This is a genomic window from Rossellomorea oryzaecorticis, assembly GCF_045897515.1.
Classification (GTDB): Bacteria; Bacillota; Bacilli; order Bacillales; family Bacillaceae_B; genus Rossellomorea; species Rossellomorea enclensis.
This window is the reverse complement of the sequence record NZ_JBJOSA010000007.1, coordinates 145,247-169,871: the sequence shown is the minus strand read 5'-3', so window position 1 is coordinate 169,871 and position 24,625 is coordinate 145,247. Positions and strand designations below refer to the sequence as shown.

25 protein-coding genes, 1 pseudogene and 1 other annotated feature are annotated in these 24,625 nt (G+C 47.2%); of the genes and pseudogenes, 17 read left to right on the top strand and 9 right to left on the bottom strand.

Annotation, left to right across the window (positions count from 1 at the left end):
- Positions 1-132 precede the first annotated feature (132 nt).
- Genes ACKA06_RS11085 through ACKA06_RS11075 form a run of 3 tightly spaced genes read right to left on the bottom strand, consistent with a single transcriptional unit; the run spans position 133 to position 3,138 of the window.
- Complete coding sequence (locus tag ACKA06_RS11085) at positions 133-1,053, bottom strand: F510_1955 family glycosylhydrolase (RefSeq protein ID WP_411159650.1); 921 nt, start codon at positions 1,051-1,053, stop codon at positions 133-135.
- 25 nt (positions 1,054-1,078) lie between these two features.
- Entirely contained in the window at positions 1,079-1,765 is a 687-nt protein-coding gene (locus ACKA06_RS11080; RefSeq protein WP_198258074.1) for a response regulator transcription factor, read from the bottom strand.
- Positions 1,762-3,138 carry a sensor histidine kinase gene (locus ACKA06_RS11075; protein WP_411159649.1) on the bottom strand — a complete coding sequence of 459 codons (1,377 nt, stop codon included), beginning with the start codon at positions 3,136-3,138 and terminating at the stop codon, positions 1,762-1,764. The genes ACKA06_RS11080 and ACKA06_RS11075 overlap by 4 nt, the downstream gene beginning before the upstream one ends.
- Positions 3,139-3,270: 132 nt before the next feature.
- Between ACKA06_RS11075 and ACKA06_RS11070 the strand changes: the two genes are divergently transcribed.
- The 6 genes from ACKA06_RS11070 to ACKA06_RS11045 all read left to right on the top strand — a co-directional run bounded on the left by ACKA06_RS11070 (position 3,271) and on the right by ACKA06_RS11045 (position 8,242).
- On the top strand, positions 3,271-3,879 hold the full coding sequence (locus ACKA06_RS11070) for a YdhK family protein (RefSeq protein WP_411159648.1): 609 nt from the start codon (positions 3,271-3,273) through the stop codon (positions 3,877-3,879).
- Between the two features lie 842 nt (positions 3,880-4,721).
- Positions 4,722-5,489 (top strand): TerC family protein, encoded by a 768-nt coding sequence (locus ACKA06_RS11065; protein ID WP_411159647.1) that lies wholly within the window; start codon positions 4,722-4,724, stop codon positions 5,487-5,489.
- Between the two features lie 145 nt (positions 5,490-5,634).
- On the top strand, positions 5,635-6,513 hold the full coding sequence (locus tag ACKA06_RS11060; RefSeq protein ID WP_032085881.1) for an alpha/beta fold hydrolase: 879 nt from the start codon (positions 5,635-5,637) through the stop codon (positions 6,511-6,513).
- A 103-nt stretch (positions 6,514-6,616) separates the two neighbouring features.
- Complete coding sequence (locus ACKA06_RS11055; protein WP_411159646.1) at positions 6,617-6,892, top strand: hypothetical protein; 276 nt, start codon at positions 6,617-6,619, stop codon at positions 6,890-6,892.
- Positions 6,893-6,906: 14 nt separating this feature from the next.
- Positions 6,907-7,302 carry a YkvA family protein gene (locus ACKA06_RS11050; protein WP_411159645.1) on the top strand — a complete coding sequence of 132 codons (396 nt, stop codon included), beginning with the start codon at positions 6,907-6,909 and terminating at the stop codon, positions 7,300-7,302.
- A gap of 499 nt (positions 7,303-7,801) precedes the next feature.
- The gene (locus ACKA06_RS11045; RefSeq protein ID WP_411159644.1) at positions 7,802-8,242 is read left to right on the top strand and encodes a GNAT family N-acetyltransferase; all 441 of its coding nucleotides are present in this window, start codon (positions 7,802-7,804) and stop codon (positions 8,240-8,242) included.
- 55 nt (positions 8,243-8,297) lie between these two features.
- On the opposite strand, the gene ACKA06_RS11040 is transcribed toward ACKA06_RS11045, so the two are convergent.
- The gene (locus ACKA06_RS11040) at positions 8,298-9,062 is read right to left on the bottom strand and encodes an HAD-IIB family hydrolase (RefSeq protein ID WP_411159643.1); all 765 of its coding nucleotides are present in this window, start codon (positions 9,060-9,062) and stop codon (positions 8,298-8,300) included.
- A 100-nt stretch (positions 9,063-9,162) separates the two neighbouring features.
- On the opposite strand from ACKA06_RS11040, the gene ACKA06_RS11035 reads away from it, so the two are divergent.
- From ACKA06_RS11035 to ACKA06_RS11015, 5 genes are all read left to right on the top strand, one after another.
- Positions 9,163-9,423 (top strand): hypothetical protein, encoded by a 261-nt coding sequence (locus tag ACKA06_RS11035; RefSeq protein ID WP_411159642.1) that lies wholly within the window; start codon positions 9,163-9,165, stop codon positions 9,421-9,423.
- A gap of 326 nt (positions 9,424-9,749) precedes the next feature.
- Positions 9,750-10,019 carry a 30S ribosomal protein S14 gene (rpsN, locus tag ACKA06_RS11030; protein ID WP_411159641.1) on the top strand — a complete coding sequence of 90 codons (270 nt, stop codon included), beginning with the start codon at positions 9,750-9,752 and terminating at the stop codon, positions 10,017-10,019.
- A gap of 20 nt (positions 10,020-10,039) precedes the next feature.
- Complete coding sequence (locus tag ACKA06_RS11025) at positions 10,040-10,288, top strand: type B 50S ribosomal protein L31 (protein WP_411159640.1); 249 nt, start codon at positions 10,040-10,042, stop codon at positions 10,286-10,288.
- A gap of 13 nt (positions 10,289-10,301) precedes the next feature.
- On the top strand, positions 10,302-10,718 hold the full coding sequence (locus ACKA06_RS11020) for a hypothetical protein (RefSeq protein ID WP_411159639.1): 417 nt from the start codon (positions 10,302-10,304) through the stop codon (positions 10,716-10,718).
- A 491-nt stretch (positions 10,719-11,209) separates the two neighbouring features.
- Positions 11,210-11,929, top strand: coding sequence for an alpha/beta hydrolase (locus tag ACKA06_RS11015; RefSeq protein ID WP_411159638.1), 720 nt, complete (start codon positions 11,210-11,212; stop codon positions 11,927-11,929).
- An 87-nt stretch (positions 11,930-12,016) separates the two neighbouring features.
- On the opposite strand, the gene ACKA06_RS11010 is transcribed toward ACKA06_RS11015, so the two are convergent.
- Positions 12,017-13,426, bottom strand: coding sequence for a DHA2 family efflux MFS transporter permease subunit (locus ACKA06_RS11010; protein WP_411159663.1), 1,410 nt, complete (start codon positions 13,424-13,426; stop codon positions 12,017-12,019).
- A gap of 278 nt (positions 13,427-13,704) precedes the next feature.
- Here ACKA06_RS11010 and ACKA06_RS11005 point away from each other — a divergent pair, with 278 nt between their 5' ends.
- Positions 13,705-14,304 (top strand): TetR/AcrR family transcriptional regulator, encoded by a 600-nt coding sequence (locus ACKA06_RS11005; protein ID WP_411159637.1) that lies wholly within the window; start codon positions 13,705-13,707, stop codon positions 14,302-14,304.
- A 666-nt stretch (positions 14,305-14,970) separates the two neighbouring features.
- On the top strand, positions 14,971-15,600 hold the full coding sequence (locus ACKA06_RS11000; protein ID WP_411159636.1) for a methyltransferase domain-containing protein: 630 nt from the start codon (positions 14,971-14,973) through the stop codon (positions 15,598-15,600).
- Between the two features lie 61 nt (positions 15,601-15,661).
- Here ACKA06_RS11000 and ACKA06_RS10995 read toward each other — a convergent pair whose 3' ends face one another.
- Entirely contained in the window at positions 15,662-15,982 is a 321-nt protein-coding gene (locus ACKA06_RS10995) for a hypothetical protein (RefSeq protein ID WP_411159635.1), read from the bottom strand.
- 218 nt (positions 15,983-16,200) lie between these two features.
- On the opposite strand from ACKA06_RS10995, the gene ACKA06_RS10990 reads away from it, so the two are divergent.
- The 4 genes and pseudogenes from ACKA06_RS10990 to ACKA06_RS10975 all read left to right on the top strand — a co-directional run bounded on the left by ACKA06_RS10990 (position 16,201) and on the right by ACKA06_RS10975 (position 20,203).
- On the top strand, positions 16,201-17,091 hold the full coding sequence (locus tag ACKA06_RS10990; RefSeq protein ID WP_411159634.1) for a fructose bisphosphate aldolase: 891 nt from the start codon (positions 16,201-16,203) through the stop codon (positions 17,089-17,091).
- Positions 17,092-17,212: 121 nt separating this feature from the next.
- Entirely contained in the window at positions 17,213-18,169 is a 957-nt protein-coding gene (gene mraY, locus ACKA06_RS10985; protein ID WP_411159633.1) for a phospho-N-acetylmuramoyl-pentapeptide-transferase, read from the top strand.
- Between the two features lie 433 nt (positions 18,170-18,602).
- Positions 18,603-19,517: a GNAT family N-acetyltransferase gene (locus ACKA06_RS10980; RefSeq protein WP_411159632.1), complete on the top strand. Its 915-nt coding sequence runs from the start codon at positions 18,603-18,605 to the stop codon at positions 19,515-19,517.
- Between the two features lie 174 nt (positions 19,518-19,691).
- A pseudogene (locus tag ACKA06_RS10975) lies at positions 19,692-20,203 on the top strand (DUF3267 domain-containing protein).
- A 54-nt stretch (positions 20,204-20,257) separates the two neighbouring features.
- Here the strand turns inward: ACKA06_RS10975 and tyrS are convergent.
- The 3 genes from tyrS to ACKA06_RS10960 all read right to left on the bottom strand — a co-directional run bounded on the left by tyrS (position 20,258) and on the right by ACKA06_RS10960 (position 24,268).
- On the bottom strand, positions 20,258-21,490 hold the full coding sequence (gene tyrS, locus ACKA06_RS10970) for a tyrosine--tRNA ligase (RefSeq protein WP_411159631.1): 1,233 nt from the start codon (positions 21,488-21,490) through the stop codon (positions 20,258-20,260).
- A 219-nt stretch (positions 21,491-21,709) separates the two neighbouring features.
- Positions 21,710-21,913 (bottom strand) — a binding site (T-box leader).
- A gap of 127 nt (positions 21,914-22,040) precedes the next feature.
- Positions 22,041-23,033 (bottom strand): zinc-binding dehydrogenase, encoded by a 993-nt coding sequence (locus ACKA06_RS10965; RefSeq protein ID WP_198258255.1) that lies wholly within the window; start codon positions 23,031-23,033, stop codon positions 22,041-22,043.
- A gap of 398 nt (positions 23,034-23,431) precedes the next feature.
- Positions 23,432-24,268, bottom strand: coding sequence for a YitT family protein (locus ACKA06_RS10960; RefSeq protein ID WP_032085807.1), 837 nt, complete (start codon positions 24,266-24,268; stop codon positions 23,432-23,434).
- Positions 24,269-24,625: the final 357 nt, after the last annotated feature.

Sequence of the window (24,625 nt, the reverse complement as noted above, 5' to 3'; positions counted from 1 at the left end):
TTCTCCTTTGTATGGAAATGAATTACAATTTCATTCTAGCATATAAAAGAGTATGTGAATGGATCGTGATGTTGATAACCATTTTTCCATAGTGAATGACGCCATACCCCGCACAAAAGGAAATCTTGCGCTTTATCGCGGGTCCCCCGCATCCATAATTTCTTTCCAATTACTGCCGCCGTCCTTAGACTGATAAATGTCATTTTTATACGTCACAACCGTCAATTCGGCTGAGTCATCAGGATTGACGGCGATATACATGATCGGGTTGTCTGCTTTCAAAGAAGGCAGCCGATACTCGGTTTCTTCCAATGTGTCCAGGTCGAATTCCACAAGCTTGATGCTTTCGCCGTCGATGACGGAATAGATACCCTTTTGTTCAGTAAAGGCGATACTGGTGGCGGGTTTTCCCTCGGTGACGGGGGTGAAGGTGTTTCCGCCGTCTTTGGAAAGGTAGACGCCTGCCTGGCTGCTGACGCCGACAAGGTTCTGATCGGTCGGGTGGGCGGCCATGCTGACAAGGATGTCAGGTTCAACGCCTTTCATGTCCAGCTTGTCCCAGGTTTCGCCTTCGTCACTTGACGAGTAGAAGCCGGCTTCAAGTTCTGAGTTCGGCGCTTCATTCAGGACGTACAGCTTGCCGGATTCATAGCCTGCAGTGAGGTAGTGAAAGTCCGTTTCGCCGTAGAAGGCGAGCTTATCCAGGGTTTTACCGGAGTCTTTGCTCTTCACAAGTCCCAGCGGGTTCTTAAGGTCGGAACCGTGTTCAGGGTGTCCGCTGGAGTAGAAACCTTCCATGTACGGAGCGAAGCCCATATAATCGTGTTTATTGCTGTTCGATTCTGTCCATTCATTGTCTTCGTATTTAAAAAGGCCATTGTGTGTGGCGATGAAGAAGGACTCGCCGCTGCCGGGATATCCGGATCCATGCAAGTGTTCGACGTTTTCAGCTTCCGGACTGACAAACTTGTATTCATCTTCCCCGGAAGACGAACAGCCTGTCAAGAATAACCCTGCTGCGAGTATGATGCCTGCTGGTTTTTTGAAAATCATATGGTTTCTCCTTTACATTCGTTTATTACACCTTCCACTGATACCCGATCCCCCAGACAGTCGCCAGATGATCGTCGATAGGGAATGCAGCAGACCGCAGTTTATCCCGCAGGTTGCGGATGTGCGAATCGACGGTGCGGATTTCGGTTTCGAAACTGCTGTCCCAGACCATCACGAGGAGCTGCTGGCGTGTGAAGACCCGTTCCGGTTTTTTCATAAGGGCTTCGAGCAGTTTGAATTCCTTCATGGTCAGGGTGATCTGTTTTTCCCCGTGCTTCAGGGTATAGGACTGATAGTCCAGCGAAAATCCGCCTCTGGTGAGGAGGTGGGAATCAGCCGTTTGGAATTCATTCCTGTGCCTTCTCAGGACGGCTTTGATCTTGGCCAGCAGCACGTCTTCGTCGAAGGGTTTGGTGAGATAGTCATCGGCGCCGAGTTCGAGTCCTTTGATGAGGTCGGCTTTCGTGTCCCTGGCGGTGAGCATGATGATCGGGAGTGTCTGGAAACTCCTGATTTTTTCGCAGGTTTCCCAACCGGACATCTCCGGCATCATGATGTCGAGGAGCACGAGGTCGAATTCCTGCTTCTTAATGCGCTGGATCGCTTCGTGGCCGTTGTTCACCTTGACGCAGGAGTATCCGTGCGGTTTCAGAAAAAGTTCGATCAGGTTCAGCATCCTCGCTTCGTCGTCTACGATCAGTATGTTGGTCATGGGGTGTCCTCCTTCATCGGCATGGTAATGTGTACGGTAGTTCCTTTTCCTGGTGTGCTCTCGACAGAGATGTCCCCCTTGTGAGCTTCCACCAATTCTTTGACGATGGATAATCCGAGGCCCGATCCCCCGAGCTCCCTGGACCGTGATTTTTCCACCCGGTACAACCTTTTGAAGATGTTCGGGATCTCGGCCTGGTCGATGCCGATGCCTTCATCTTTCAGGGTGAAGATGACGCGGTCGCCATTGCGGGTGACGGTTAATGTAACGGTTGTATCCTCTTCAGAATATTTCCTTGCATTATCCAGGAGGTTCAGGAAAATCTGCTCAAGGCGGATCGGGTCGGCCGTGATGGTCAGGTTTGCTCTGCATTCAAATTCCAGCCGCATGTTTTTGGCCAGGAATGCGGGGTCCACTTTCGAATGGAGCCCCTTCAGGAAAGGGCACAGCTCAACTTCTTCTTTTAAAATAGTAAAAGCATTCTCATCGAGTTTTGCCAGCTCAAACAGATTCTCGACAAGCTTGACGATGGTTCCGGTTTCCTCGCCGATGATCTTCAGATATTCTCCTCTTTCCCGGTCACTGATTCCTTCCCTCAGGGCGACAGTTGTATAGCCCTGAACATACGTGAGCGGCGTCCTCAGTTCATGGGAAATGCTCGCTAAAAATTCGGCCCGTTCCGATTTCAATGTCTGCAGGTCCTGTGACAGCTTCCCGATGGCATTCGATAGCTGCCCAAGTTCGTCATTGCCTGCAGGCGGGAGACCGACATTGTAATTTCCCCTGCTGATCGTTTCGGTGGCGGTCTTCATTTTGACAAGCGGCCGGGTCAGTATTTTAGAAAGGATAAAGTGGAGGACGAGCATCAGGATGAGACTGAGGCCGCCCGCAATCAGAAAGTGGGAATTCAGCTTCTTGACCAGTGCCCTTAAAGGGCCGGTTTCTTTGAACATAAAGATGTACCCTGTCTGGCTGTCCGTATCGAAGGATGAGACAGAGGCGATATAATCGCTGTTCCGGTAATCGTCCTCGAGCAGCCTGCTGCCCGGGTAAGAAGCTCCCGCAGCTCTTTCTTTAATCCTTTGCATCTGAGGGGTGACCCTGTCCGATGCAATGATTGGATTCATCTCTTGATCCGTGACCACCACAACCGTATCCGTCTTCGATTCCATGAGCGCGATATGCTGCAGCGTTTGCGGGGAGTAGTTGTCCTGCAGCACATCGCGGTGGCTTTCGCCTCTGGACTGAATAGCCGCCATCTCTTCCTCGATCCGGCTGTTCACGATATTTTCATGAAGGAAAAATAAAATAAAGACGACAAGTGCAAACAGGGCAGCCGTGAAATATAATGTCAGTTTCGTAGAAATTTTCATCTTCAACCCTCGATTCTGTCCTATCTTTTATCATAAACAACCTTTTTGAAAAAAGTTTGCAGACCCGCCTACATATATTTTGCAAAATTACGGGGTAGAATCTTTAGTGATACCACTAAAGGAGGAAACATCATGATAAAGAAACTTCTATTCGCCGCTATGATCATTCTCGTTTTGGGTGCTTGTTCTAATAATAACGAAGATGATATGGGAAACAAAGAATCAGGCAATGACGAGATGAAGATGGAAGAGAATGACGGCACGGAAGGAAATGACGAAATGGAAGGGATGGACCACGGGGAGATGAATCACTCCGGTTCGGGCGAAGTGCCTGAAGGGCTTGAAACAGCAGCAGACCCGATGAATCCGGTGGGAAGCAAAGCCATCATCAATGCCGGCCATATGCCGGGGATGAAGGGTGCCGAGGCGACGATTTCAGGAGCATATGACACCGTGGTCTACACCGTTACATACACACCGACCACAGGTGGAAAGGAAGTCAAAAATCATAAATGGGTCATTCACGAAGAACTGAAGGATCCAGGTAAAGAGCCTTATAAAAAGGGCGATAAAGTCATACTGGAAGCCGATCATATGAAAGGCATGAAAGGTGCAGAGGCGGTGATCGAGTCTGCTGAGGAAACGACCGTCTATATGGTAGATTACATGCCGAAAGACGGCGGGGAAGAAGTGAAGAATCATAAATGGGTGACGGAGGAGGAATTGTCGACGGTGGAATAATGATTTGGTGATGGGTCCGTTCCCGGTTTTGTTGTGCCGGGGCGGCTTTTTGTTGGTGTGGGCTTGGTTGCCGGATGAGGACAGCGGATGGGGCATGTTCCCCGGTTGGATGGTGGGGTCCGTCCCTCGTTACGTTAAAGCATTAGCGCTATGAGGGACGGGCCTTGATCTAAGGCGGCAACTTGGCTGAAATGTGGTTTTGATAATATATTTCTGTTTTTGATAATAAAAGGGTCGTTTTTGATAATATAATTGGATTTTTGATAATAAAGTGTCCGGTTTTGATAATATAGCAGGCTGGCAGCTCTGTTCAGGGGTGCTGGACCCACGCAGGTTCCTTCTTCTTTATAAAAAATTCAATCTTTCGCACGTTTTAGGCCGCAATCAACAAAAAAAGTTCTGATTCTATCAAAAACAGATCTCCTCAGCCGCCAAAATGGGGTAGGGGAGGTTTCAGGTGCGAGCCCAGAGCCAATATCAGTATGTCCCGTGGCGCGCTGCCAAAAAATGATGCATCCACCTATTGACGATGGGTTTGACCGCTTGCTATAGTGAAGGTAAGAAGTAAATTAAATAGGTAAGACTCCAAAGGGGAGTAGCTTTCAAGTGTGTCGTCATTTCGTGACGGGTTTTCCGTCTCCGGTCCACTTGGCAACAGGGATGTTGCTTGCGAGACCTTTGCCTGAACGGTAAAGGACCCTTTGTATAGAATGCAGACATAAGGCCTTTACCAATCGGTAGAGGTCTTTTTCTATTGGAAAGGAAGGGTGCCGGGGTTAGTGATCGCGCGGTGTGTTGTGGACTCATCATTATGGAAAATATCATGAAAAGAGGGATGTTCGTTGGAATGGTCGATGTTACTTGAGTATGGATGGGTGCTGCTGATTTTGATTGGTTTGGAAGGGATACTGGCTGCGGATAATGCGCTGGTCATTGCCACGATGGTGCGGCATCTGCCGGAGGACAAACGGAAGAAGGCGTTGTTTTACGGTCTGGCGGGGGCGTTTGTTTTCCGGTTCGGTTCCTTGTTCCTGATTTCGTATCTGGTCGATATCTGGCAGGTGCAGGCGATCGGTGCACTGTATCTGCTCGGAATTGCCGGCTATCATTTGGTGAAAAAGCACGTATTGAAAAAAGAAATCGAGAGGCAAAAAGACAATGGGGAGTCCAAGTCCGGTTTCTGGTGGACGGTCGTAAAGGTTGAGGCAGCGGATATTGCGTTTGCGGTCGATGCGATCCTGGCGGCTGTGGCGCTGGCGGTGACCCTGCCAGAGACGGATCTGCCGGCGATCGGCGGTCTGGCCGGCGGGCATTTCATCGTTATCCTGCTCGGTGGAATCATCGGCCTTGTCATCATGAGGTTTGCGGCTTCTGCTTTTGTAGGCCTGCTTGAAAGACGTCCGGGTCTTGAGTCCGCAGCCTTTGTCATCGTCGGCTGGGTCGGCGTCAAGCTTGCCGTTTATACATTGGCCCATCCGGCTGTGGGAGTCATTGCCTATGAGTTTGCCAAAGGACCGATATGGAAGGGGATCTTCTGGGCGGTTTTGATCGGGATTGGAATTGTTGGATGGTTGAAGTCGAAGCCGAAGGAAGAAAAGAGAGAGCGTTAAAATCCCCCTATGACTGGAGACATGCCAGGGGCCAGCTTCATTCTAAGTGAAAATCAGTGAACTTTATTTTCCATTCATGTAGTAAAATAGTAGTAAATGAAGAGCCGTGTAATATGACCGGTCAAGGAGAACGGTGGTGGAGTCGATGGGGAAAGAAACGATTTATAAGAGCGAAGAAGGCAAGAGGCGGATCCAGGAGCATTATGAAGCGTATGTCCGGAAACTTGATTTTCAAGTGGAGAGGATGGAAGTTGAGACGAGGTTTGGCAGGACACATTTGCTTGCGGCAGGACCTTCTGATGGGAAGCCGGTTTTTATTTTTCAAGGAGGGAACTGCATCAATCCGATGACATTATCCTGGTTCATGCCCCTTGTAAGGAAGTACCGGGTGTATGCGCCGGATACGGTCGGGCACCCGGGATTCAGTGCCGAGACCCGCGTCTCAGGGGAAGATGATAGTTATGCCGCCTGGATCAGCGACATGATGGATGAACTGGGTATCGAACATTGTGCGTTTGTAGGTCCGTCGTTCGGAGGCGGTATCATTTTGAGATTGGCGGCTTTCATGCCGGAGAAAATCGATTGCGCGGTGCTCGTGTCACCGGCCGGCATCCGATTGGGTTCAAAGGTGGGGATGATCAAGGAGATCCTGCTGCCTTTGCTTTTATATAAAGCGACTAAATTAGAGAAGTATCTGGATCGCATCGCTGACAATATGTCGTCAGGTTTCATGAATAAGGTGGACCGGGACATCATCGGAGAGGTATTCCAGCATGTGAAATTGGAACAGGACATGCCGAAATTGACGGAGAAGCGCGAATTGGAGAGGTACTCTTCCCCGACGCTTGTCATAGCAGGTGAGCATGATGTGTTCTTTCCAGCCGGGGCGCTTAAAGCGAAAGCAGAGGAAATCATACCGAATCTGACGGCTTTTAAATCGCTCGACACGGGGCATTTTCCTTCTGAGGATGGTCTGGAAAAGATCAATGAGGAAATCGGCCGTTTTCTTCAGAAACATTATTGAGCAGAAGATTAAAATTTTTAGTAGAAAAAATCCCCTTTGGTGTATAATTACACTAAAGGGGATTTTGTTAATCTTTCGTTTGAGAAAACAGGAGGGGACATTTATGGAAGGAAAAAGATATTCCTGGTTAAGTTACGTATCTTTCGGATTAGGGGTTGGGCTGATTTTGCACCCATTGTTTACAAATATCTTCCCTGGATACTTTATGAGCATCCAATCAATCGGTATACTATTAACCATCCTGTTCAGTATTCTGGCTCTTCGGAAAAAGAATGAGAAGAAACATCTTCCTGTTATGGGGTTGATGCTTGGGATCATGAGGATGTGTTATGTGGGGATCCTTCTTTACATAACGTTTCATAAATACAGTACGATCTAAAGGGAGAGCACGGTATGCAGAAAGTAAAAGCATGGGCGAAAAAGTTAAAGCAGCAAGTTTTGGTCCTTTATTTAGCGTATAAGCACGACAGAGTGCCCCGGTATGCCAAGTTATTTACAGCGTGCGTGGTGGCGTATGCGCTGAGTCCGATTGATTTGATTCCTGATTTCATACCGGTGCTTGGATATGTAGACGATGTCATTCTCGTTCCGTTGGGAATCATGATGGCACTGAAGATGATCCCCCGTGAAGTGATCGCTGAATGTGAAATCAAAGCAGAAGAATTGATGAAAAAGGACAAGCCGAAAAATTGGGTGGCGGGTACAGTCATCATATTGATTTGGGTGGCCGTATTGTTGTGGATCTTATTGAATTTTCCGTTTGGAATGGGGTTTGCGGGGGCGGTATAGCTTGGTGCTGTTTCGGTTTGACTGCGGCTTTTAGCGATTTGATAATATAGTTGATTTTTTGATAATAAAAGTATCGTTTTTGATAATATATTTGAATTTTTGATAATAAAAGGTCCGTTTTTGATAATAAGTCAGATTCGGAGGCGAATATAAGCAGTGAATCAGGCCATAAGGAGGGTCAGGATACATAAATGCAGCAGTAGATTAGAAGGAACAGGACCAATCCTGAATAAAAATGACTCTTTTTTAACTAAAAAATAGACAAATTATCTATTAACTAGCCAAGGAGCAATCATCTCCGGTATACAGCAGCGGATATCAGCCAGGGAATTCCTAACATAGAAAATTATGGTATACTAACAAAGCCTGAGCGATTCAGGCCATTTTTGTTAAGGGAGGCGTTCATTATGAAAAATAGCACAGCATGGGTTAAGGCATCACACAAGGGGAGTACGCCTCATTAACAAAGGTGATCCCCATATTGAGAGGGGAAATTAGTATGCATGTAAGATTAGCAGAAATCGACTCGGAGAATTGGTATGAATGCTGCGGGTTGGAATTGACCAAGGACCAAGCCGAATACATGGAATCAAATGCGGTTTCAATCGCGCAGACGAAATTCGAACCGACTCTGAAGGCATTTGCGATTTACAGCGAGGAGAAAGTGGCCGGGTTCCTTATGTTCAACACGGTCAAGGAAGAGCTTGGCGGGTACTGGGTTTACCGGATCATGGTGGACCGGAGCAGCCAGGGCAAGGGAATAGGAAAAGAAGCCACGAGACTGATGATCGGAGAAATGGCCAAGCTGCCCCATGCGGATAAGATCGTTGTCGGCTATCATCCTGATAACAAGGGGGCTCATCAATTGTATGCAAGCCTCGGGTTTGTTGATGAGGGTGACCGGTTTGGCCGGGAGATGGCTGTGGTTAAGTATATTTAAATTGAAAAAGAGTCAGACTCACGTTGAAGCGTGGGGCTGACTCTTTTTTGCTGTGTCACACTTCTATAACCCTGTATTCTTCACTCAGCTCACGAAGCTTCTGGATGATTTTTTCTTCGTAATCCTCTTCGAGTGAAATGGATTCGTCTGCATATGCGGAAAGTTCGGCATGGCGGCCGATCATGATGGAGCGGCATGCTCCCTTGAAGAGCTGGATGTCGTTGGCGTCGTTTCCGAATGCGACGTAGTCGCCGGTAAGACGCTGCATGGCGGCAAGTTTATGGATGCCTGTCGGGCTGATATCGATGACATCCTCCCCGCCGTGCATGTGGATGACGACATCGAGATCGGAGAGTTTTTGCAGCAATCCGTCTTTGTCTTCCGCGCTGAGAATCAGTACTTTCACAATGGAAGGATGATCAGTCAGGCTGATGTTGGCTGCCCGTTTCTGCGGGTCGAGATTTTGAAGAATCGGGTGGGCAGCAGAGCCTGTGTAGGAGTAATCCCACTCCCCGTCGATGAGGTAGGTCGCCTTGTGTTCGGTGATTAATTTTTTTATGTATTCGATTTGGTCCAGCGAGAAGCTTCGGGCATAGGTGATTTTCCCTTTTTTCGAGATCAACGCGCCGTTTCCGCCGATTAAGGTATGCTGATGAAAATACTCATCCAACACCGGAAGCAGGTCCCGGATCGGCCGGGCCGATGCGAAGATCACGGTGTGGCCGGCTTCCTCCAGTTCTTTGAGTGTTTCATTGATTCGGGTGGATACGGGGACTCCTTTAAAGCAGATAGTCCCGTCGAGGTCGAAGACGAAGTTCATAGTGACGCCCCTCCATTTGGTTATCATGATATAATTATCGTACCAATATTTATTATTAATGGGAATATTTATATTTCAAACTAGGGAGGGGGATCTCACGTTGAAAAAGTATCTGGGGTTCGTTTCAATCGGGATTCTGATTTTGACATTTATCGTCTTGCAGTCTCTCGTGGGAAAACAAATCGGCCATTTGTGGGAGTGGATTATGTTGATTGGCTATTTTGGTGCCGTCCTTGCTTCGTGGTTCAGTTCGGGCGGGTTTTGGAGAAAGGCATCCGCAACCATCTTGATTGCGCTTCCGCTTGCCTTTTTGACGGTTGTATTGACGTTTATATTTGCTTTGCAGGGAGAAGGATTTTAATAGTTACGGAGGATCATAGTGAAAAAACTGCTTGGTTTAATCATTACATTCGTTTGGGTAACGATGTTTTTCTACTTTTTTAATTTGTTACTGCCCAACGGGTTCATGTATATATTGATTTCCCTGCCCGTTGTTTTTATCTCATCTTTTTTTATATTGAAGATATCGGGATATAAAATGTAAACAGGTCCGTCACCCGGATAAAGGGTGAGGGATTTTTTTATAGAAACAATGCATTTGCAAATGGAAGTTCGATATGGTTTAATACAACTATACTCATTAAATCGTAATCATTACGATTTGAGAAAAGATTGGAGGAAAATCACTTGGCGAAGAAATCGAAAGTCGTAAAAGAAAAGAAACGTCAGGAGACGGTTTTGAAATATGCAGAGCTGCGGAGAGAACTGAAGGAGAAGGGGGACTATGAGGCGCTTAAGAAGCTTCCTAGGGATTCTTCCCCGACGCGTTTGAAGAATAGATGTGAAGTGACAGGACGCCCGCGCGGATACCTGAGGAAGTTCAAGATGTCCCGTATCGCATTCCGGGAATTGGCGCACAAGGGTCAGATCCCCGGTGTGAAGAAAGCAAGCTGGTAAAAAAGAAAGGAGCATGTCAGATGAAAAGTTCCATTCATCCTGAATATCATGATGTCGTATTTATGGACACGAACAGCGGATTCAAGTTCATGACCGGGTCCACGATGACATCAAACGAAACAATCGAGTGGGAAGACGGAAAGGTCTATCCGCTCCTGAAAGTGGAAGTCAGCTCGGACACCCATCCGTTCTATACGGGAAGACAGAAATTCTCCGATCGCGGCGGACGTGCGGAGCGCTTCATGAAGAAATACAATATGAAAAAATAACCGGAGGGGCTGCATGCAGGTGCAGCCCGTTTCTGCTGTAAGAAAGGTGTTAAGCATGAACGGATATCTGATGGAAATACTGGAAAGGGAGATCGTGCAGGCACTTCCCCCGCTGAAGAGAGAGATGTATCAGTATGTCGTGCGGCAGGAAGATGAACTTGCACGGCAGGCTTCCACCTCGGACGAATTCATGAGCCTGCTCATCAAGCACGCACCCCACCGGCAGGCGGCCGATTATTTCCGACTCACATTTGGCGAGTTCATGGCGGAGATGAGGGAGATTGAAAAGGAGATCGAGCGCCAATTGAACCGGAAGCTGAAGCAGGTGAAGTGGGTGGATTGTACGGATGTGATGCAGGGCGCGGAGCCCGGCCTGTCTAAAACGAAGTATTTTTATTTTTCGGTTGGATTGGGGTCGGTGCCGCGGTAGGTCTTGGTCTGCAGTGTGGGGGCAGCCGGATCGGGCCGGTTGGTTGATAGGACGGCGCGGGTTCCTTCACTCCGGTTGGTTGATAGAACGGGGAGCATTCGCGCCGAATGGTTGATTGGGCGGTCCGATGATGAGGCTGATTGATGGTCCGTGATTCGGTGAAATGCGGTTTTGATAATAAAATCGAATTTTTGATAATATATCATCCGTTTTTGATAATATATTTGGATTTTTGATAATAAATTGGTCGTTTTTGATAATAAGTGCGGGACGCGCGCGACTGGCAGGGGGGCAGGCACCACGAGTCAGGTGCTCACTCAGAAAAGTAAACTGGGTTCATTTAAAAATAGACAAATTTTGAGCATTTTTAAACGTAAAAGGGCCAATATGCAGACAGCATCGTCCTAATGCAGCAGTGGACCGGGACATATCAGTAATGGACACAATCATCGCCTCCAGGTACGATTAATAAAAAAACAGAGGTAATGATGATGAAAAAATATCTGAAATATACCTTCCTGGCGATCGGGCTCCTTCTGCTTGCCGTACTAGCGGGCTTTTATGTCTGGACGCAGCAGACGTATGAACCTTCCGCAAAGCTTGTGGAGCTGGTGGATGAAGTGGAGGCTGAGGATGGATGGGTCGTCTATGAGCCTGAAGGAACCAGTAAGGCGGGCATTGTGTTGTATCCGGGGGCCAAGGTGGAGCCGGAAGCCTACGCGTATCTTGCCCAGCAGTGGTCCGAAGAGGGCTATGTTGTCGGCATTCCCCATGTGCCGTTGAATCTGGCGTTCACGGGTGTCGGGAAAGCGGAGGAAATGATGGAGCGCTACCCATCTGTTGAGAAGTGGTATGTAGGCGGGCATTCCCTCGGCGGGGTGGCAGCCGCTTCGTTCGCGCATGACAACCTGGATGAGGTCGCCGGTTTATTTTTCCTCGGTTCATATCCCGGCGGCGGGGATGATTTTTCTGAAAAAGACCTGCCAGTCCTTTCGATCTTTGCCGAGAACGACGGCCTCACGTCTTCTGAAAACATCGAACAATCCAAAGCCCTGCTGCCGGATGACGCCGTCTTTTATGAAATTGATGGCGGCAATCATGCTCAGTTCGGTATGTACGGCCCGCAAAAAGGGGACAACAAGGCGGAGCTGCCCGTGAAGGAACAGCAGGATCAAATTGTTGACGCCTTTGTGGCGTGGGCACGGCCGTAAAATGAAAAGACCGGCCCACCGCGCAGGATTTTATAAGCAAAAAGGGAGAAACGTGCTGAACGCAGGTTTCTCCCTTTTTTTAATCGATCACCCGGCTGCTTCCTCAGGCGCCTGCTCCACCTTCTTAACAAAGAAGGAAAGCACAAGGCTGACAATCCCGATGATCATGATGGCAAAATAGGTGTCGCCGATCCCCTGGATGGAGGCTTCCATCACCATACGGGCCTGCGATTCTCCCGTGTGTCCGCCGGTCATCATGTCCTGGAAGTGTTCCTTCGTCCGGTTGGTCATGATCGTGATGAGCAGGGAGGTCCCGATTGCCCCTGCAACCTGTCTTGCCGTGTTGGAAATCGCGGTTCCGTGGGCGTGGAGGCTTGCCGGCAGCTGGTTCAGGCCGGCTGTCTGGATCGGCATCAGGAATAACGCCATCCCGATCCGGCGTCCCGCATACATCAAGATCAGATGCATATAGGTGGTCGAGTCCGTCAGATTGGTAAAGGTGTACGTCGTTGCCAAAATGATCGTGATGCCGATGATGGAGAGCCATTTTGCCCCGAAGCGGTCGAACAGTTTCCCGACTGCGGGGCTCATCAATCCCATCAGGAGGGCACCCGGAAGCATTAGGACCCCTGCCTCGAGTGCCGTAAATCCACGCGCGGTCTGCAGGTAAAGCGGCATCAGGATCATGTCTGCGTACATGACCATCGTGATGACGCAGTTGATGATCGTCGTGAGTGTGAACATATTGAATTTGAATGCCCGCAGGTCAAGGAACGGTTCGTCTGCGGTCAGCTGCCTCCATGTAAACAGCCCCACCGCAATCAAGCCGACGGTCAGCATCATGATGACGATGGAATCCGACCAGCCTGCACTTCCGGCTTCGCTGAACCCGTACAACAGGGCCCCGAACCCGACCGTTGAAAGGATCAGGCTGATGACGTCGATCCTGCTCATGCTCGTATCGGATACATTTTTTAGAAAAATAAACCCGCACAAGATGATGAGCAGGATGAATGGGATCATCCCGTAAAACAGCGTCTGCCACGGATAGACGTCGAGGACGTATCCTGCAAGAGTCGGGCCGATCGCGGGGGCAAAGATGATCGCAAGGCCGACGGTCCCCATCGCGGTTCCCCTCTTTTCAGGAGGGTAAAGCGACAGTACGACATTCATTAAAAGCGGCATCGTGATGCCGGTCGAAGCCGCCTGTATCAGCCTTCCCGTCAAAAGCACGGAAAAGCTCGGGGCGATCGCCGAGACGATGGTTCCGATCAGGAATATCACCATCGATGTCTGGAATAGCTGCCGGGTCGAGAACCGCTTCATCAGGAAACCGGTGACCGGGATCAGCACCCCGTTGACGAGCATGTAGCCTGTCGTCAGCCACTGCCCGGTGGACGCGTCGATGTTGAATGCCTCCATTAATTTCGGGAGGGCGACGGTCATCGTCGTCTGGTTGAAAATCGTGAAAAAGGCACCCAGGATCATGATGGCCATGATCGGGCCCTTTCTGAGAGAACTGCTTTCAGCTGCTGCGCTGCTGTGACTCAATCTTCTTCATCCTTTCCATCCTGTTGCAAACTTAATTTACAATGTGTAGTATAAATGCAAAAGCATACGTATCATTATAGGAGCAAGGCTCTAGAGGTACAACATACAGTAAACGGGAATCTGTCTATTAGTTTACAAATATCGTGGTTGTGTCGTTTATTTTGGGGAAGTTAGACAGATATATTGAAGTCGTCTATTAATCTGGAAAAAGGGTGAAGAATGGGATGGATAAACAATCGAAACAAACCGATCCGAGGGTACTCCGGACGCGGCAGCTTTTGAAGGAAGCGTTCGTGGATCTGCTGCAGGAAATGGATATCGAGAAGCTGTCGGTGAATCGTCTTGCTGAACGGGCTACCATCAACCGGGTGACCTTTTATCTTCATTATAAAGATATTTCGGATATGCTCGATAAAATGGCCGATGAAGTCATCGAGGATGTGTCGAACGTACTCGGCGAGCCGGAGGCGAATCTCTCATCGAGTGATGAGGAGAACATAAAGATGCTGGAGCGGTTCCTTGAGCATATTGCCGAGAACGCGAAGTTTTATAAAACGATCCTGGTGTCGCGCGGGCTCCCGCATTTTAAGGAACGGTTATTGTCATTTTTTACGGAGTGGCTCGTACTGCGGATCGAAAGCCGCGGCAGCGACTCCTTCGTCCGGCAGGCTGGGATCGAGAAGGAAATCTTCCTGTGGTATGATGCCGCAGCCGTGATGGGGACGGTCGAAGCGTGGCTGCGGAATGATATGCCGTATACCCCGGCGTATCTGGCGAGGCAGTTTTATTTGATTCATAAGCGGGGGTTTGAGGATGGGGAGTGAGTTAGATCTTGCCGGTTTGATAATAGGTGGAGGAATACGATAATATGTGAAGGAATACGATAATATGGGGAGAATAGCGATAATAGCTTCGGGGAATCGAGAATAGATTCCAAGTGCTTTTACTAAATTGATAATAAAATCTTCATTTACGATAATAAATCTTTGATTTTCGATAATAAAATTGAAGAAATCGATAATAACTGTGTCGGCGGTCGGCCGCCGGCAGTGAATTTTATCATATTTGGTTAGAAATGAGGCTTAACTGCCGGTTTGATGAGCGGGAGCGACGTTACCTTGGCTGCCACTAGGGTTTTTTAGGCCATTTGCCTGCTGGTTAGCGATGTGGTTTAATATCAGTATAGTCATTAAATCGTAATAGTTACGATTTATAAGGACGAGGATGACAGTACTTTCACCCGGTTTCAGCGATTTGATAATATATTTTGATTTTTGATAATAAATGGGCTGTTTTTGATAATATAATTGGATTTTTGATAATATACGGGTCCGGCTGGATGAATCGGACTGGAGTAATGGCTTATTTCGGGGTACACCTCCAGGAAAGAGGCTGGATCTTTAAACATAGACGAATTTTTAGTATGAAAAGTACGTTTTTTTTAACTAAAAAAAGCACTTTTCAAATCAATCCATAAAGGGGTAAAGGACATGACTGAATTCTGGGAGACAAGTTTCATCAAAAACCAAACGATGTGGGGGTTCGAACCTGCAGATTCGGCCATCCTGACGAAGGATTATTTTAAAGAAAAAAATGTGAAGGATGTGCTGATTCCGGGTATCGGGTACGGCCGGAATGCGAAGGTTTTTATGGAGAATGGAATGGATGTAACGGGCATTGAGATTTCAAAGACGGCGATTGAGCTGGCGAGGGAAAGCGGGCTTGAGATTCCGATTTTTCATGGGCCGGTGTCCGATATGCCGTTTGACGACAGGCAGTATGACGGGATTTTCAGCTATGCGCTTCTCCACCTGTTGAGTGAAGAGGAGCGGGTGAAGTTTATCCGCGACTGCTACGCGCAGCTGAAGCCCGGCGGTTATATGGTGTTTACGACGATTTCAAAAGATGCCCCGATGTACGGGAAAGGCACACAGCTCGGGGAGGATTATTTTGAGATCATGGATGGTGTGAAGATGTTCTTCTATGATGAGGATTCAATCAAGCGTGACTTTGGGGATTATGGGCTTTTGGAAGTTACGGAGATGATGGAGCCGCATAAGAATGCGGAGGGGAAGCCGCCGTTTCCGTTTATGGTGATTACGTGCCGGAAAGAAATATAAGTAAAAAAACCAGCACCCGTCTGGTTTTTAATAGTTTAAGTTTGAATTCAGCTTCGCCATATTATGGACCTGTCCCGCACGCCACTACATACTTATCGTTTTCGATCTTGTTTGTGTAGCACATCGTTGCTGTCTCTCCCGTGGGGCTATTGTAATCATACCAGTATACATTATAAAGCTGGCCGTAAGCTTCGTCCTTGTAATCTCCTTTTTTTATAAAAGCAGTAAAGCTTTGATAGGGGTGGCCGTCTTTGTATATGGCTTCACGCAGTGCTGACCTGGGTGAATCATGGTTGTGTACGAGCGGTGCAAACAATGGCGGCAGGGTTATGATCAATACGAGCAATAGCATTCCTAAGATTAAAAGCTTGTTTCTATTCAATTTTCCACCTCAGTTCTTTTACATCAACTCATTCGATGTTAGCGTTATCTACAATTATACCATAATTACCCATTTATGGATTTTTTCCTTCGTTCTACTCTTATATAATGTAGATTCCCGTCCCCTTAGCTAATTTCCTGCTTGATCTGTGTTAACTCCGCCGAAAATGGGGAAATAGTATAGAGGAAGATTTACTTAACGAAAAAGGAGTGGAACACATGAATCAGAGTCAATTGGATCGAATGAAGAATGGAAAAGGGTTTATTGCAGCGCTGGATCAGAGCGGAGGCAGTACACCAAAGGCGCTGGCAGCGTATGGCGTGATGGAGGACTCTTATTCGAATGAGGATGAAATGTTTGAGCAGGTGCATGAGATGCGGACGAGGATCATGACGTCTCCAGCATTCAGTTCCGAGCATATCCTCGGGGTGATTTTGTTCGAGCAGACGATGGACAGCAAGGTGGAGGGGAAGTATACGGCGGATTATCTGGCTGACCATAATATCGTTCCGTTTTTGAAAGTGGATAAGGGCCTTGCTGAACAAGAAAACGGCGTCCAGCTGATGAAGCCGAATCCGGATCTGGATGAGACGCTGCGCCGTGCCAATGAACGGAATATTTTCGGCACAAAGATGCGTTCGGTCATCCATGAGCCGAATGAAGAGGGCATCAAGGCTGTGGTGGACCAGCAATTCGAAGTAGGCAAGAAAATCATAGCGGCCGATCTCGTTCCGATCATCGAGCCGGAAGTGAATATCCACAGCGAAAAGAAGGAAGAATGCGAAGAAATTTTGAAAAAAGAGATTCTCAATCACCTGAATGATCTCTCGGAAGATGAAAACGTGATGCTGAAGCTCACAATTCCGACAAAGGCCAACGCGTACAAGGAATTGGTCGAGCATCCGCGCGTCGTCCGGGTGGTTGCGCTCTCCGGCGGCTACTCCCGTGATGAAGCGAACGAGAAGCTGAAAGAAAACGATGGAATGATCGCGAGCTTCTCCCGGGCACTGGCTGAGGAATTAAGATTCAATCAAACAGGTGAAGAGTTCGATAAAGCGATGAAGAGTGCGATTGAATCGATTTATGATGCTTCTGTGAATAAAAAATAAAACGAGTCTGCCTTCTGCTTCCTTTGGGGAGCGGGGGGCTTTTTTTGTGTAGATTAAAGGATATCACCCGTCTGACTAGAACTTATATATAGGAAATAAATAGAAAAGGAGAATACCAGATGTGAGTGATCAAATCATACCGGCCATCATTGCTTTTGTAATTGTCGCTGTGTTGTCCCCGTTCTTCATTGCTCTATTAAGAAAATTAAGGCTCGTGCAGCCGATCAGGAAGGAGCTTCCGGCCAATCATCAGTTAAAAAAAGGGACGCCATTGATGTTTGGGATCATCCTTCTAACAGGCCTTATCGTATCCATCCTCTTTTCGCCAACGCCATTCATGTATTTCCTGGCAGTGACGTACATATTATTCGGTTTTATCGGGTTTTTGGATGATTTTTGGAAGGCTTCACGCCAGGACCCTTTAGGGGTATCGAGCAGGACCAAGCTTATCCTGCAATTTCTGTTTACGGGTACGCTGCTTTTTTACGTGATAAAAGAACTTGGTATCGACACCGTGGTCCGGATTACTGAAAATGTGTCCTTTGATCTTCCGATGGCAGTCTATATCGTGGTGATCGCACTGTTTGTCGTTGGTTCAGCCAATGCCATCAATTTCACGGACGGCCTGGACGGGCTGTTAGGGGTGGTGGCCATTCCTACGTACTTTTTCTTTTTTGTGATTTCAGACACACCAGAAGTGAAGCTTTTTAGTCTGGTCATGATCGGATGCCTGCTTGGATTCCTCATTTATAATCTATTCCCTGCCAAAGCGTTCATGGGGGACACGGGATCACTGGCGATAGGCGGATCGCTTTCGTTTCTTGCCGTGATTGAGAAGGTGGAGATCTTGATTCCACTGCTGTTCATCATCTATTTTGCCGAACAGCTTTCGGTGATCCTGCAGGTGGCTTCATTTAAAAAGACAGGGAAGCGGATCTTCAGGATGACACCCATCCATTTTCACTATGGGCTGAAATACGGGTGGTCTGAGAATACGATCGTGACGGTGTTCGGGTTTGTATCCTGGGTTTGTACGTTTATATGTTTGGCTTATTGGAAGTTTGTGCTGCATGGGTGACCTTACTGTGGTTGAGCTTTGAATGCCGCTATTGATTTCCGTGCAGGTCTTCGCTTTCCGCGGGCGGTTGGTGAGCCTCCTCTTCTTATTCTGGGGGAGGAGCTGTCCAGCTACAGGGCTTAGAGGCACATGTCATAAGTCAAACCGACCAAGAAGGCAAAGAGCCGCCTTCGTGGCCGATTCGTCTTATGCCACACGCCTCTGAACGAAGCCCTTCCGCTTTTCTATTAGGAGTCTTCGTCCTGCACTCCAATCAACCGCTGAGAATGATTAAAACTTAGATAAATCACGCCCTTCTATACATATTGTTTGGAACAACCGATCACTACCAATACTTCTCTTAAAGATTAGGGAAAGCAACCAGATTAATAGTGAGGTGATTCAGGTCTTTCACTATCAGGGAAGTTCAGGTCATAGAAAGGGGGAGTAAAACATGATTGAGCAAGTTCAATCTTTAAGAAAACATATTGATTTAGAAGATGGGTTCAAACTGGTTTATCAGGAGCCTAAAGAGTTCACCCGTTATTATTCCATCTATTATGGACAGAAATATGCAGATTATTTTTTCAGGAGGTCAACGGCGGCAATGATTGAAATCGCAGCGATTTTTGACTGTGGTTATTTCATTAAGAAAGAGGAAACGATTGTTGGCGGTATATTCCTGAAACCTAACTTTATGGCCGATTTATTTGTTGTGCCGCCATATGAAGACTATGAAGGGTTGCTCTGCAAACTTCTAAACTACTTAAAAAAAGTATCGAAGACGGAAGATGAAATTTATTTCAGGGACATTGTGGAAGAACATGTTCCTTCTTATGTACACCATGGCTGCCGGGTTCGTGAAGCGAACTATTGGATGATCCGTCCCACACAATCGATGAAGGCGGTGCTTCCTGAAGGATATAGATCCAGAGCTGTTTCAAGTGAAGATACGAATGATATCGCCTGTCTGCTTATGAAATCGTATAAAGCAAATCCAGCTTATAAACAAGTTGGAACGAAAGAGAACTATGTGAATCACGTAGATGAATTCCTGGAAAAATACCAAAACCAAACCACCATGGATGAGTGTTCAAGGGTGATTGTAGATACAGGCACGAACACCATTGTTGGCGTCTGCCTGCACATGGAGTTTGAAAATTATCCTCTTATTATGAGTTTAGCCGTGGACCCTGACCATCAGAAGAAGGGGATTGGACGATTTCTGTTAACCCATTCTATTAACATATCGAGTAAGGAGTACCCGGCTACGCGATTGGCTGTGCTGAAAGATAATCGGGCAATCAAGCTGTATGAGGCCTTGGGTTTCATTCGGAATAAGGCTGTGGTGGATATGTGTTTGGGTTGATTCGGTGATACGATGGCCTCTGGAGGGATCGTTTAACTGAAACAGCTTCAATTGAACATTGTATTATTCTAACGCTTAAATTAACAGAGCTAATAGAACAATTTTTTAAAAATAGATTTGTGCAAAGGTGAATTGCCTATGATCATTTGGTTTTGACATTTACCTCAGAAAAGATTGGATTTGTCGGAGTGGACTCCTTTCATACAGAATAACTGGTATCGAAAACATTATATGAAATTTGTATATGTGCTCCAGATCTTCATTTTTCTGATACCCGTTTTCTTTCCAACAGGATTCACGACTATTGATACATTTTTGCTCATCATAATAGGTATCCTTGTTTTCATCATTCATGAATGTCTGCACATCTTGGTTATACGTAAAAAAGGTGATATAAGCCTGACGTTCAGCGGGATGTTTTTTTGGCTGAATACAAATGCCATCCTATCCAAAGCCAGATTCTGGCTCTTTATGAGCCTGCCCTTTTTAGTTTTAACGGTTGTGCCAGTCACACTATCGTTCTATGTATCAGGAAATGTGAAACTAATTCTGTTAATTGTGGGTTGGATCAACACGTTGATTTCTTCATCAGATATCATTAATTCATTGCTGATTACAATAAACCAAGGAATACGGATTTTTGCAGAGGTTATTACAGGTGCCGGGGATCAGACTCCGGCCTGTAAAAAAACAGCGTCGACCGAAATAGGTCTTCGCTGTTTTTGGCAATCTGTCCTCAATCAAACCTTCACCCTCACAAACTTCCTCTTCCCAACCTGCACAATCATACTGTCCTTTATCGGAACTACCAGATCGGTATCCAGCACTTTCTCGCCGTCGATCCGAATTCCGCCGTTTTTGATCATTCTTCTGGCTTCACTCTTTGAGCTTTGCATGCCCAGTCCGACCAGTAATTCGATAATAGCGACTTCCTTGGCACCTTCCCATTCGACTGAAGGGATATCCTCGGGGAGGGCTCCTTTTTGGAAGACGGTTTGGAAGTGCCTGACCGCCGCAGCGGCTGCTTCTTCTCCGTGGAACATGGAGACGATGGTGCGGGCCAGGCGGACTTTGGCGTCCCTTGGATGGAGGGTGCCGTCTGTCAAGCCGGCCGAGATTTTTTGTTTTTCTTCCAGCGGCAGGTCTGTGACCAGGTTGAAGTATTTGACGATGAGCTCATTAGGGATCGACATCGTTTTTCCGAAGATCTCGTTTGGCGGTTCGTCGATTCCGATGTAGTTGTGTTTGGATTTGGACATTTTGTCGACGCCGTCCAGTCCTTCTAGCAGCGGAAGCAGCATGACGACCTGCTTTTCTTTCACGTAGTGCTCCTGCAGCTGCCGGCCCATGAGGACGTTGAAATGCTGGTCTGTGCCGCCGAGTTCGATGTCGCTTTCTAAGGCGACGGAATCGTAGCCCTGCATCAGGGGGTAGAAGAATTCATGCAGGGAGATCGGTTTCCCTGTTGCAATTCTGTTGGAGAAATCGTTCCGTTCGATCAGGCGTGCGACCGTGATGCTTGAAGACAGGCGAATGACGTCTTCGAGGTTCAACGGTGTCAGCCACTCGGAGTTATAGAAAAGCTCCACTTTCTCCATATCGAGCACATGGCCGAACTGTTCAAAGTATGTCTGGGCATTCACCTTTACATCTTCATCGGTCAGCTGTTTCCGCACGGTCGATTTTCCGGTCGGGTCGCCGATCTTCCCGGTGAAATCCCCGATGATCAGCTGGATGATATGGCCGTTTTCCTGGAATTGCTTCAGTTTATTCAGGACCACGGTATGCCCCAGATGGACGTCCGGTGCAGTCGGGTCGAGGCCGAGTTTTATTTTAAGCGGCTTCCCGGTCTGGATGGAACGCGCCACTTTATCCCTTAATTCATTCTCGGGAATCGTCTCCACAACCCCGTTCTGATAAAGACTGATCTGCCTCTCCAATTCTGCCTGCTGTTCTTTCGTCAGTTTCTTCATCCCTTTTTCCTCCTTATAGACTTTTTTCTAAAAGATTGTTACTTTTCGTAAATAGAGTTGTAACCTGAAAGGAGCTTGTGTAGGTGCTCTTTCCGAACTCAAGATTAAACTAGAGACGGACGGACAACCCGAAAATACCAAAGTTCCGGTATTTTCTTGTCTGTATAGCAACAAGGTATGCGAAAAGAGCCTTATAAAAAAATAAAACCACGACCCTAATAAAGGGACGTGGTTAACGCGGTACCACCCTTGCTTGAAGAATTTCTCTTCCACTCAATCGGATAACGGTCCGGCCGTTTCCTGCTGCTACACAGGAAAAGTTCAAGGGGGTAATTCGCCATTATCTGTGTTCTGATTCGCACCGGCCATCAGATCTCTTCGACAGGGAGATAATTGACTACTGAATCCTATCATCACTTATTGGGTTTTGGAATTATTTTCATTATTGTACTTGAGGGAAGGAGGGGAAGGCAAGAACTATTTTGAAACTTTTACCTTTTCCTCCGTCTGCCTACAGTCTGCTCCTAATAACATCCCCAACAAATGATAATTAGTCAATGATAAATCCAATTTTTCCAAATTGATCTGAGGCCTCGATTCTTTTGAAGGCGTCATTGAAATTATCCAGGGAATAAGCCCGATCAACTATCGGTTTAATATCATGTTCTTTTATAAATTCCAGCATTTCTAAAAACTCTTCATGGCTTCCCATCGTAGAGCCCAGGAGGTTAAGCTGACCATAGAAAAAATCACGCAGGTTAATCTGGGCTACATCTCCGGCGGAAGCACCGAATGTCACCACTGTACCGCCTTGGGTCACCTGACGGAGCGACTTGTTAATCGTAGCGGCACCGACTGAGTCAATGACGAGGTCCATTTTTTCACCAGAAAGCAATTGATCCCAATCCCCATTACTGTCAATTGCCTTATCTGCACCAAGTTCAAGCGCATTCCGGCACTTTTCAGCTGAGCGTGAAGTGACATAAACGATGGCTCCGACGGCCTTCGCAAATTGGAGTAAAAATGTTGCGACACCACTCCCGATTCCAGGGATCAGCACTTTCATGCCTGCCTGAACTTTTCCTTTTGTAAACATTGCCCGGTATGCGGTAAGTGCTGAAAGGGACAGGACGCCAGCTTCTTCCCACGATAAATGCTCAGGTTTAGGAGCTACATATTCAGCAGGAACCGCAATCTTCCCGGCAAACGTACCGTGATGTGGATGTCCAAAAATGGTAAAGCCTTCTGGAGGGGCATCCGTATTGTCCTTCCAGCCAATCCCAGGATTTATGATCACGCTGTCGCCAACCCGGACATCCTGTACCTCTGCACCAACAGCCTCTATCACCCCAGCACCATCTGATCCGATAATTAATGGTGGTTCCGTAGATTTGTGTCTATCAAGAATAAATAAATCACGATGATTCAGTCCAACGGCTTTCAACTTTACGATTACTTCTCCTGCTTTCGGCTGAGGGTCCTGCATCTGCTGCAATGAGAGTCCGTTTACACCTGAGGCCCCTTCATGAACTAATGCTTTCATCATTACGTACCACTCCAATTCAGTTATGATTTTAAAATGCTTGTGAAATGTCTTCTATACTAATATTATGAACTCTATTTAAGTTGCCTGACAATTCATACGTATTGTTTTTTTAGTTGTGAAAGAGATAATAGGGGGACAGGTTCCTTGATCTAATTTGAAAGTAAGGGCTGGGGGCTTGTGTGAGGGTAATGGAAGAAATGGATTCGGGTGCTGCGATCAATTTTGAAGTGAAATTCGAATAAAATGCCCGTTTTTTTAAAAAAAGCAGTTTTCAAGCAAAAAAATCCATAGATTGGGGCCTCCCCCCCGGTATGATGGGGGGCAGGCCCTGTTTTAAATATATTGAAGTCTTTCCGCTTCAAGGAAAGAAACACTTTGCTTGGGGACATAGGCATTTATGTCTTTGGAAACGTAAACCCTTCCCCAAACACATCGCGCACATCATGGACGACCACAAAAGCTTTCTCATCTATCTTCTGAATCTTCTTTTTCAAGAGGAACAGCTCCTGCTTATTGATCACGACATACAGGATATCCTTAGACTCTTTCGAATAATGACCTCTTGCGTTGATGACGGTCACTCCGCGGTCCATTTCGGCACTCACTTTTTCAGCGATGTCGTCCGTATGGGCGGAAATGATCGTGACAGCCTTTCTCGTATCAAAACCATCAATCAGGTAGTCCAAAATCTTCGTGCTGATATAGATAGAGATTCCAGTGTACATCGTATTCTCGATCCCGATTACAAAAGAAGAACCGAGTACCACCACGATATCGAAGACGAACATCGTCGTGCTGACCGCCCAGCCGAAATGCTGATTGAGCATGCGGGCAATGATGGTCGAGCCGCCTGTCGTTCCTCCCGAGCGAAGGACAAGACCGAGCCCTAGCCCGATGAACACACCGGCAAAGACAGTCCCGAGCATGATGTCGACCGATTCTCCCATGCCTTCAGTCAATTTGATGAAGAGGGACGTAAAGAAGATGGCAAGCATCGTGTACCAGGTCACCCGTTTATTGAGCACCTTGTATCCGATGGCAAGCAGAGCCCCGTTCATGACGAAGTTCGTGATACCCGGCGACCAGCCAAGAAGATAATAAAGGGTCATGGAGATCCCCGTCACGCCGCCTTCCCCAAGTTCGTTCGGGATCGCAAACAGGTTCACCCCTAGTGCAAAGAACACGGACCCGACGATGATCAAGGTGATTTCTTTCACAGTTGTTTTATTCATATCATCACTCCGTTCAAATGGAATACTAGGATACTATAGCACAGGCGATGATTGATGTCTTTAACGAATATGAGGAAGGGTGTGAACTGGTTGGATATGAAGGTGCAGCCTTAGATGTGGGCCTCATGCGGGGATGCGGGGGCCTGACCCCCGGCGCACTAATGTGTTAGCGGACTGGGGTCAGGCCCTTTTTGCGGTGATTTTACGTTTTGATAATATAATTGGATTTTTGATAATATCCTGCCCGGTTTTGATAATAAACGGGTGGAGGCACATCGAATCGGGATGCTGACGGCCTGGATTCAGGGATCTTTCCTGCTTATTGGACTAAAACCATTCAAAATGAGCATTTTTAGC

What these genes read in the sequence shown, in the direction of transcription:
- ACKA06_RS11085 (WP_411159650.1), bottom strand. Translation starts at nt 1,053, where the DNA reads ATGATTTTCAAAAAACCAGCAGGCATCATACTCGCAGCAGGGTTATTC.
- ACKA06_RS11080 (WP_198258074.1), bottom strand. Translation starts at nt 1,765, where the DNA reads ATGACCAACATACTGATCGTAGACGACGAAGCGAGGATGCTGAACCTG.
- ACKA06_RS11075 (WP_411159649.1), bottom strand. Translation starts at nt 3,138, where the DNA reads ATGAAAATTTCTACGAAACTGACATTATATTTCACGGCTGCCCTGTTT.
- ACKA06_RS11070 (WP_411159648.1), top strand. Translation starts at nt 3,271, where the DNA reads ATGATAAAGAAACTTCTATTCGCCGCTATGATCATTCTCGTTTTGGGT.
- ACKA06_RS11060 (WP_032085881.1), top strand. Translation starts at nt 5,635, where the DNA reads ATGGGGAAAGAAACGATTTATAAGAGCGAAGAAGGCAAGAGGCGGATC.
- ACKA06_RS11055 (WP_411159646.1), top strand. Translation starts at nt 6,617, where the DNA reads ATGGAAGGAAAAAGATATTCCTGGTTAAGTTACGTATCTTTCGGATTA.
- ACKA06_RS11050 (WP_411159645.1), top strand. Translation starts at nt 6,907, where the DNA reads ATGCAGAAAGTAAAAGCATGGGCGAAAAAGTTAAAGCAGCAAGTTTTG.
- ACKA06_RS11045 (WP_411159644.1), top strand. Translation starts at nt 7,802, where the DNA reads ATGCATGTAAGATTAGCAGAAATCGACTCGGAGAATTGGTATGAATGC.
- ACKA06_RS11040 (WP_411159643.1), bottom strand. Translation starts at nt 9,062, where the DNA reads ATGAACTTCGTCTTCGACCTCGACGGGACTATCTGCTTTAAAGGAGTC.
- ACKA06_RS11025 (WP_411159640.1), top strand. Translation starts at nt 10,040, where the DNA reads ATGAAAAGTTCCATTCATCCTGAATATCATGATGTCGTATTTATGGAC.
- ACKA06_RS11020 (WP_411159639.1), top strand. Translation starts at nt 10,302, where the DNA reads ATGCAGGTGCAGCCCGTTTCTGCTGTAAGAAAGGTGTTAAGCATGAAC.
- ACKA06_RS11015 (WP_411159638.1), top strand. Translation starts at nt 11,210, where the DNA reads ATGAAAAAATATCTGAAATATACCTTCCTGGCGATCGGGCTCCTTCTG.
- ACKA06_RS11010 (WP_411159663.1), bottom strand. Translation starts at nt 13,426, where the DNA reads ATGGCCATCATGATCCTGGGTGCCTTTTTCACGATTTTCAACCAGACG.
- ACKA06_RS11005 (WP_411159637.1), top strand. Translation starts at nt 13,705, where the DNA reads ATGGATAAACAATCGAAACAAACCGATCCGAGGGTACTCCGGACGCGG.
- ACKA06_RS11000 (WP_411159636.1), top strand. Translation starts at nt 14,971, where the DNA reads ATGACTGAATTCTGGGAGACAAGTTTCATCAAAAACCAAACGATGTGG.
- ACKA06_RS10990 (WP_411159634.1), top strand. Translation starts at nt 16,201, where the DNA reads ATGAATCAGAGTCAATTGGATCGAATGAAGAATGGAAAAGGGTTTATT.
- ACKA06_RS10980 (WP_411159632.1), top strand. Translation starts at nt 18,603, where the DNA reads ATGATTGAGCAAGTTCAATCTTTAAGAAAACATATTGATTTAGAAGAT.
- tyrS (WP_411159631.1), bottom strand. Translation starts at nt 21,490, where the DNA reads ATGAAGAAACTGACGAAAGAACAGCAGGCAGAATTGGAGAGGCAGATC.
- ACKA06_RS10965 (WP_198258255.1), bottom strand. Translation starts at nt 23,033, where the DNA reads ATGAAAGCATTAGTTCATGAAGGGGCCTCAGGTGTAAACGGACTCTCA.
- ACKA06_RS10960 (WP_032085807.1), bottom strand. Translation starts at nt 24,268, where the DNA reads ATGAATAAAACAACTGTGAAAGAAATCACCTTGATCATCGTCGGGTCC.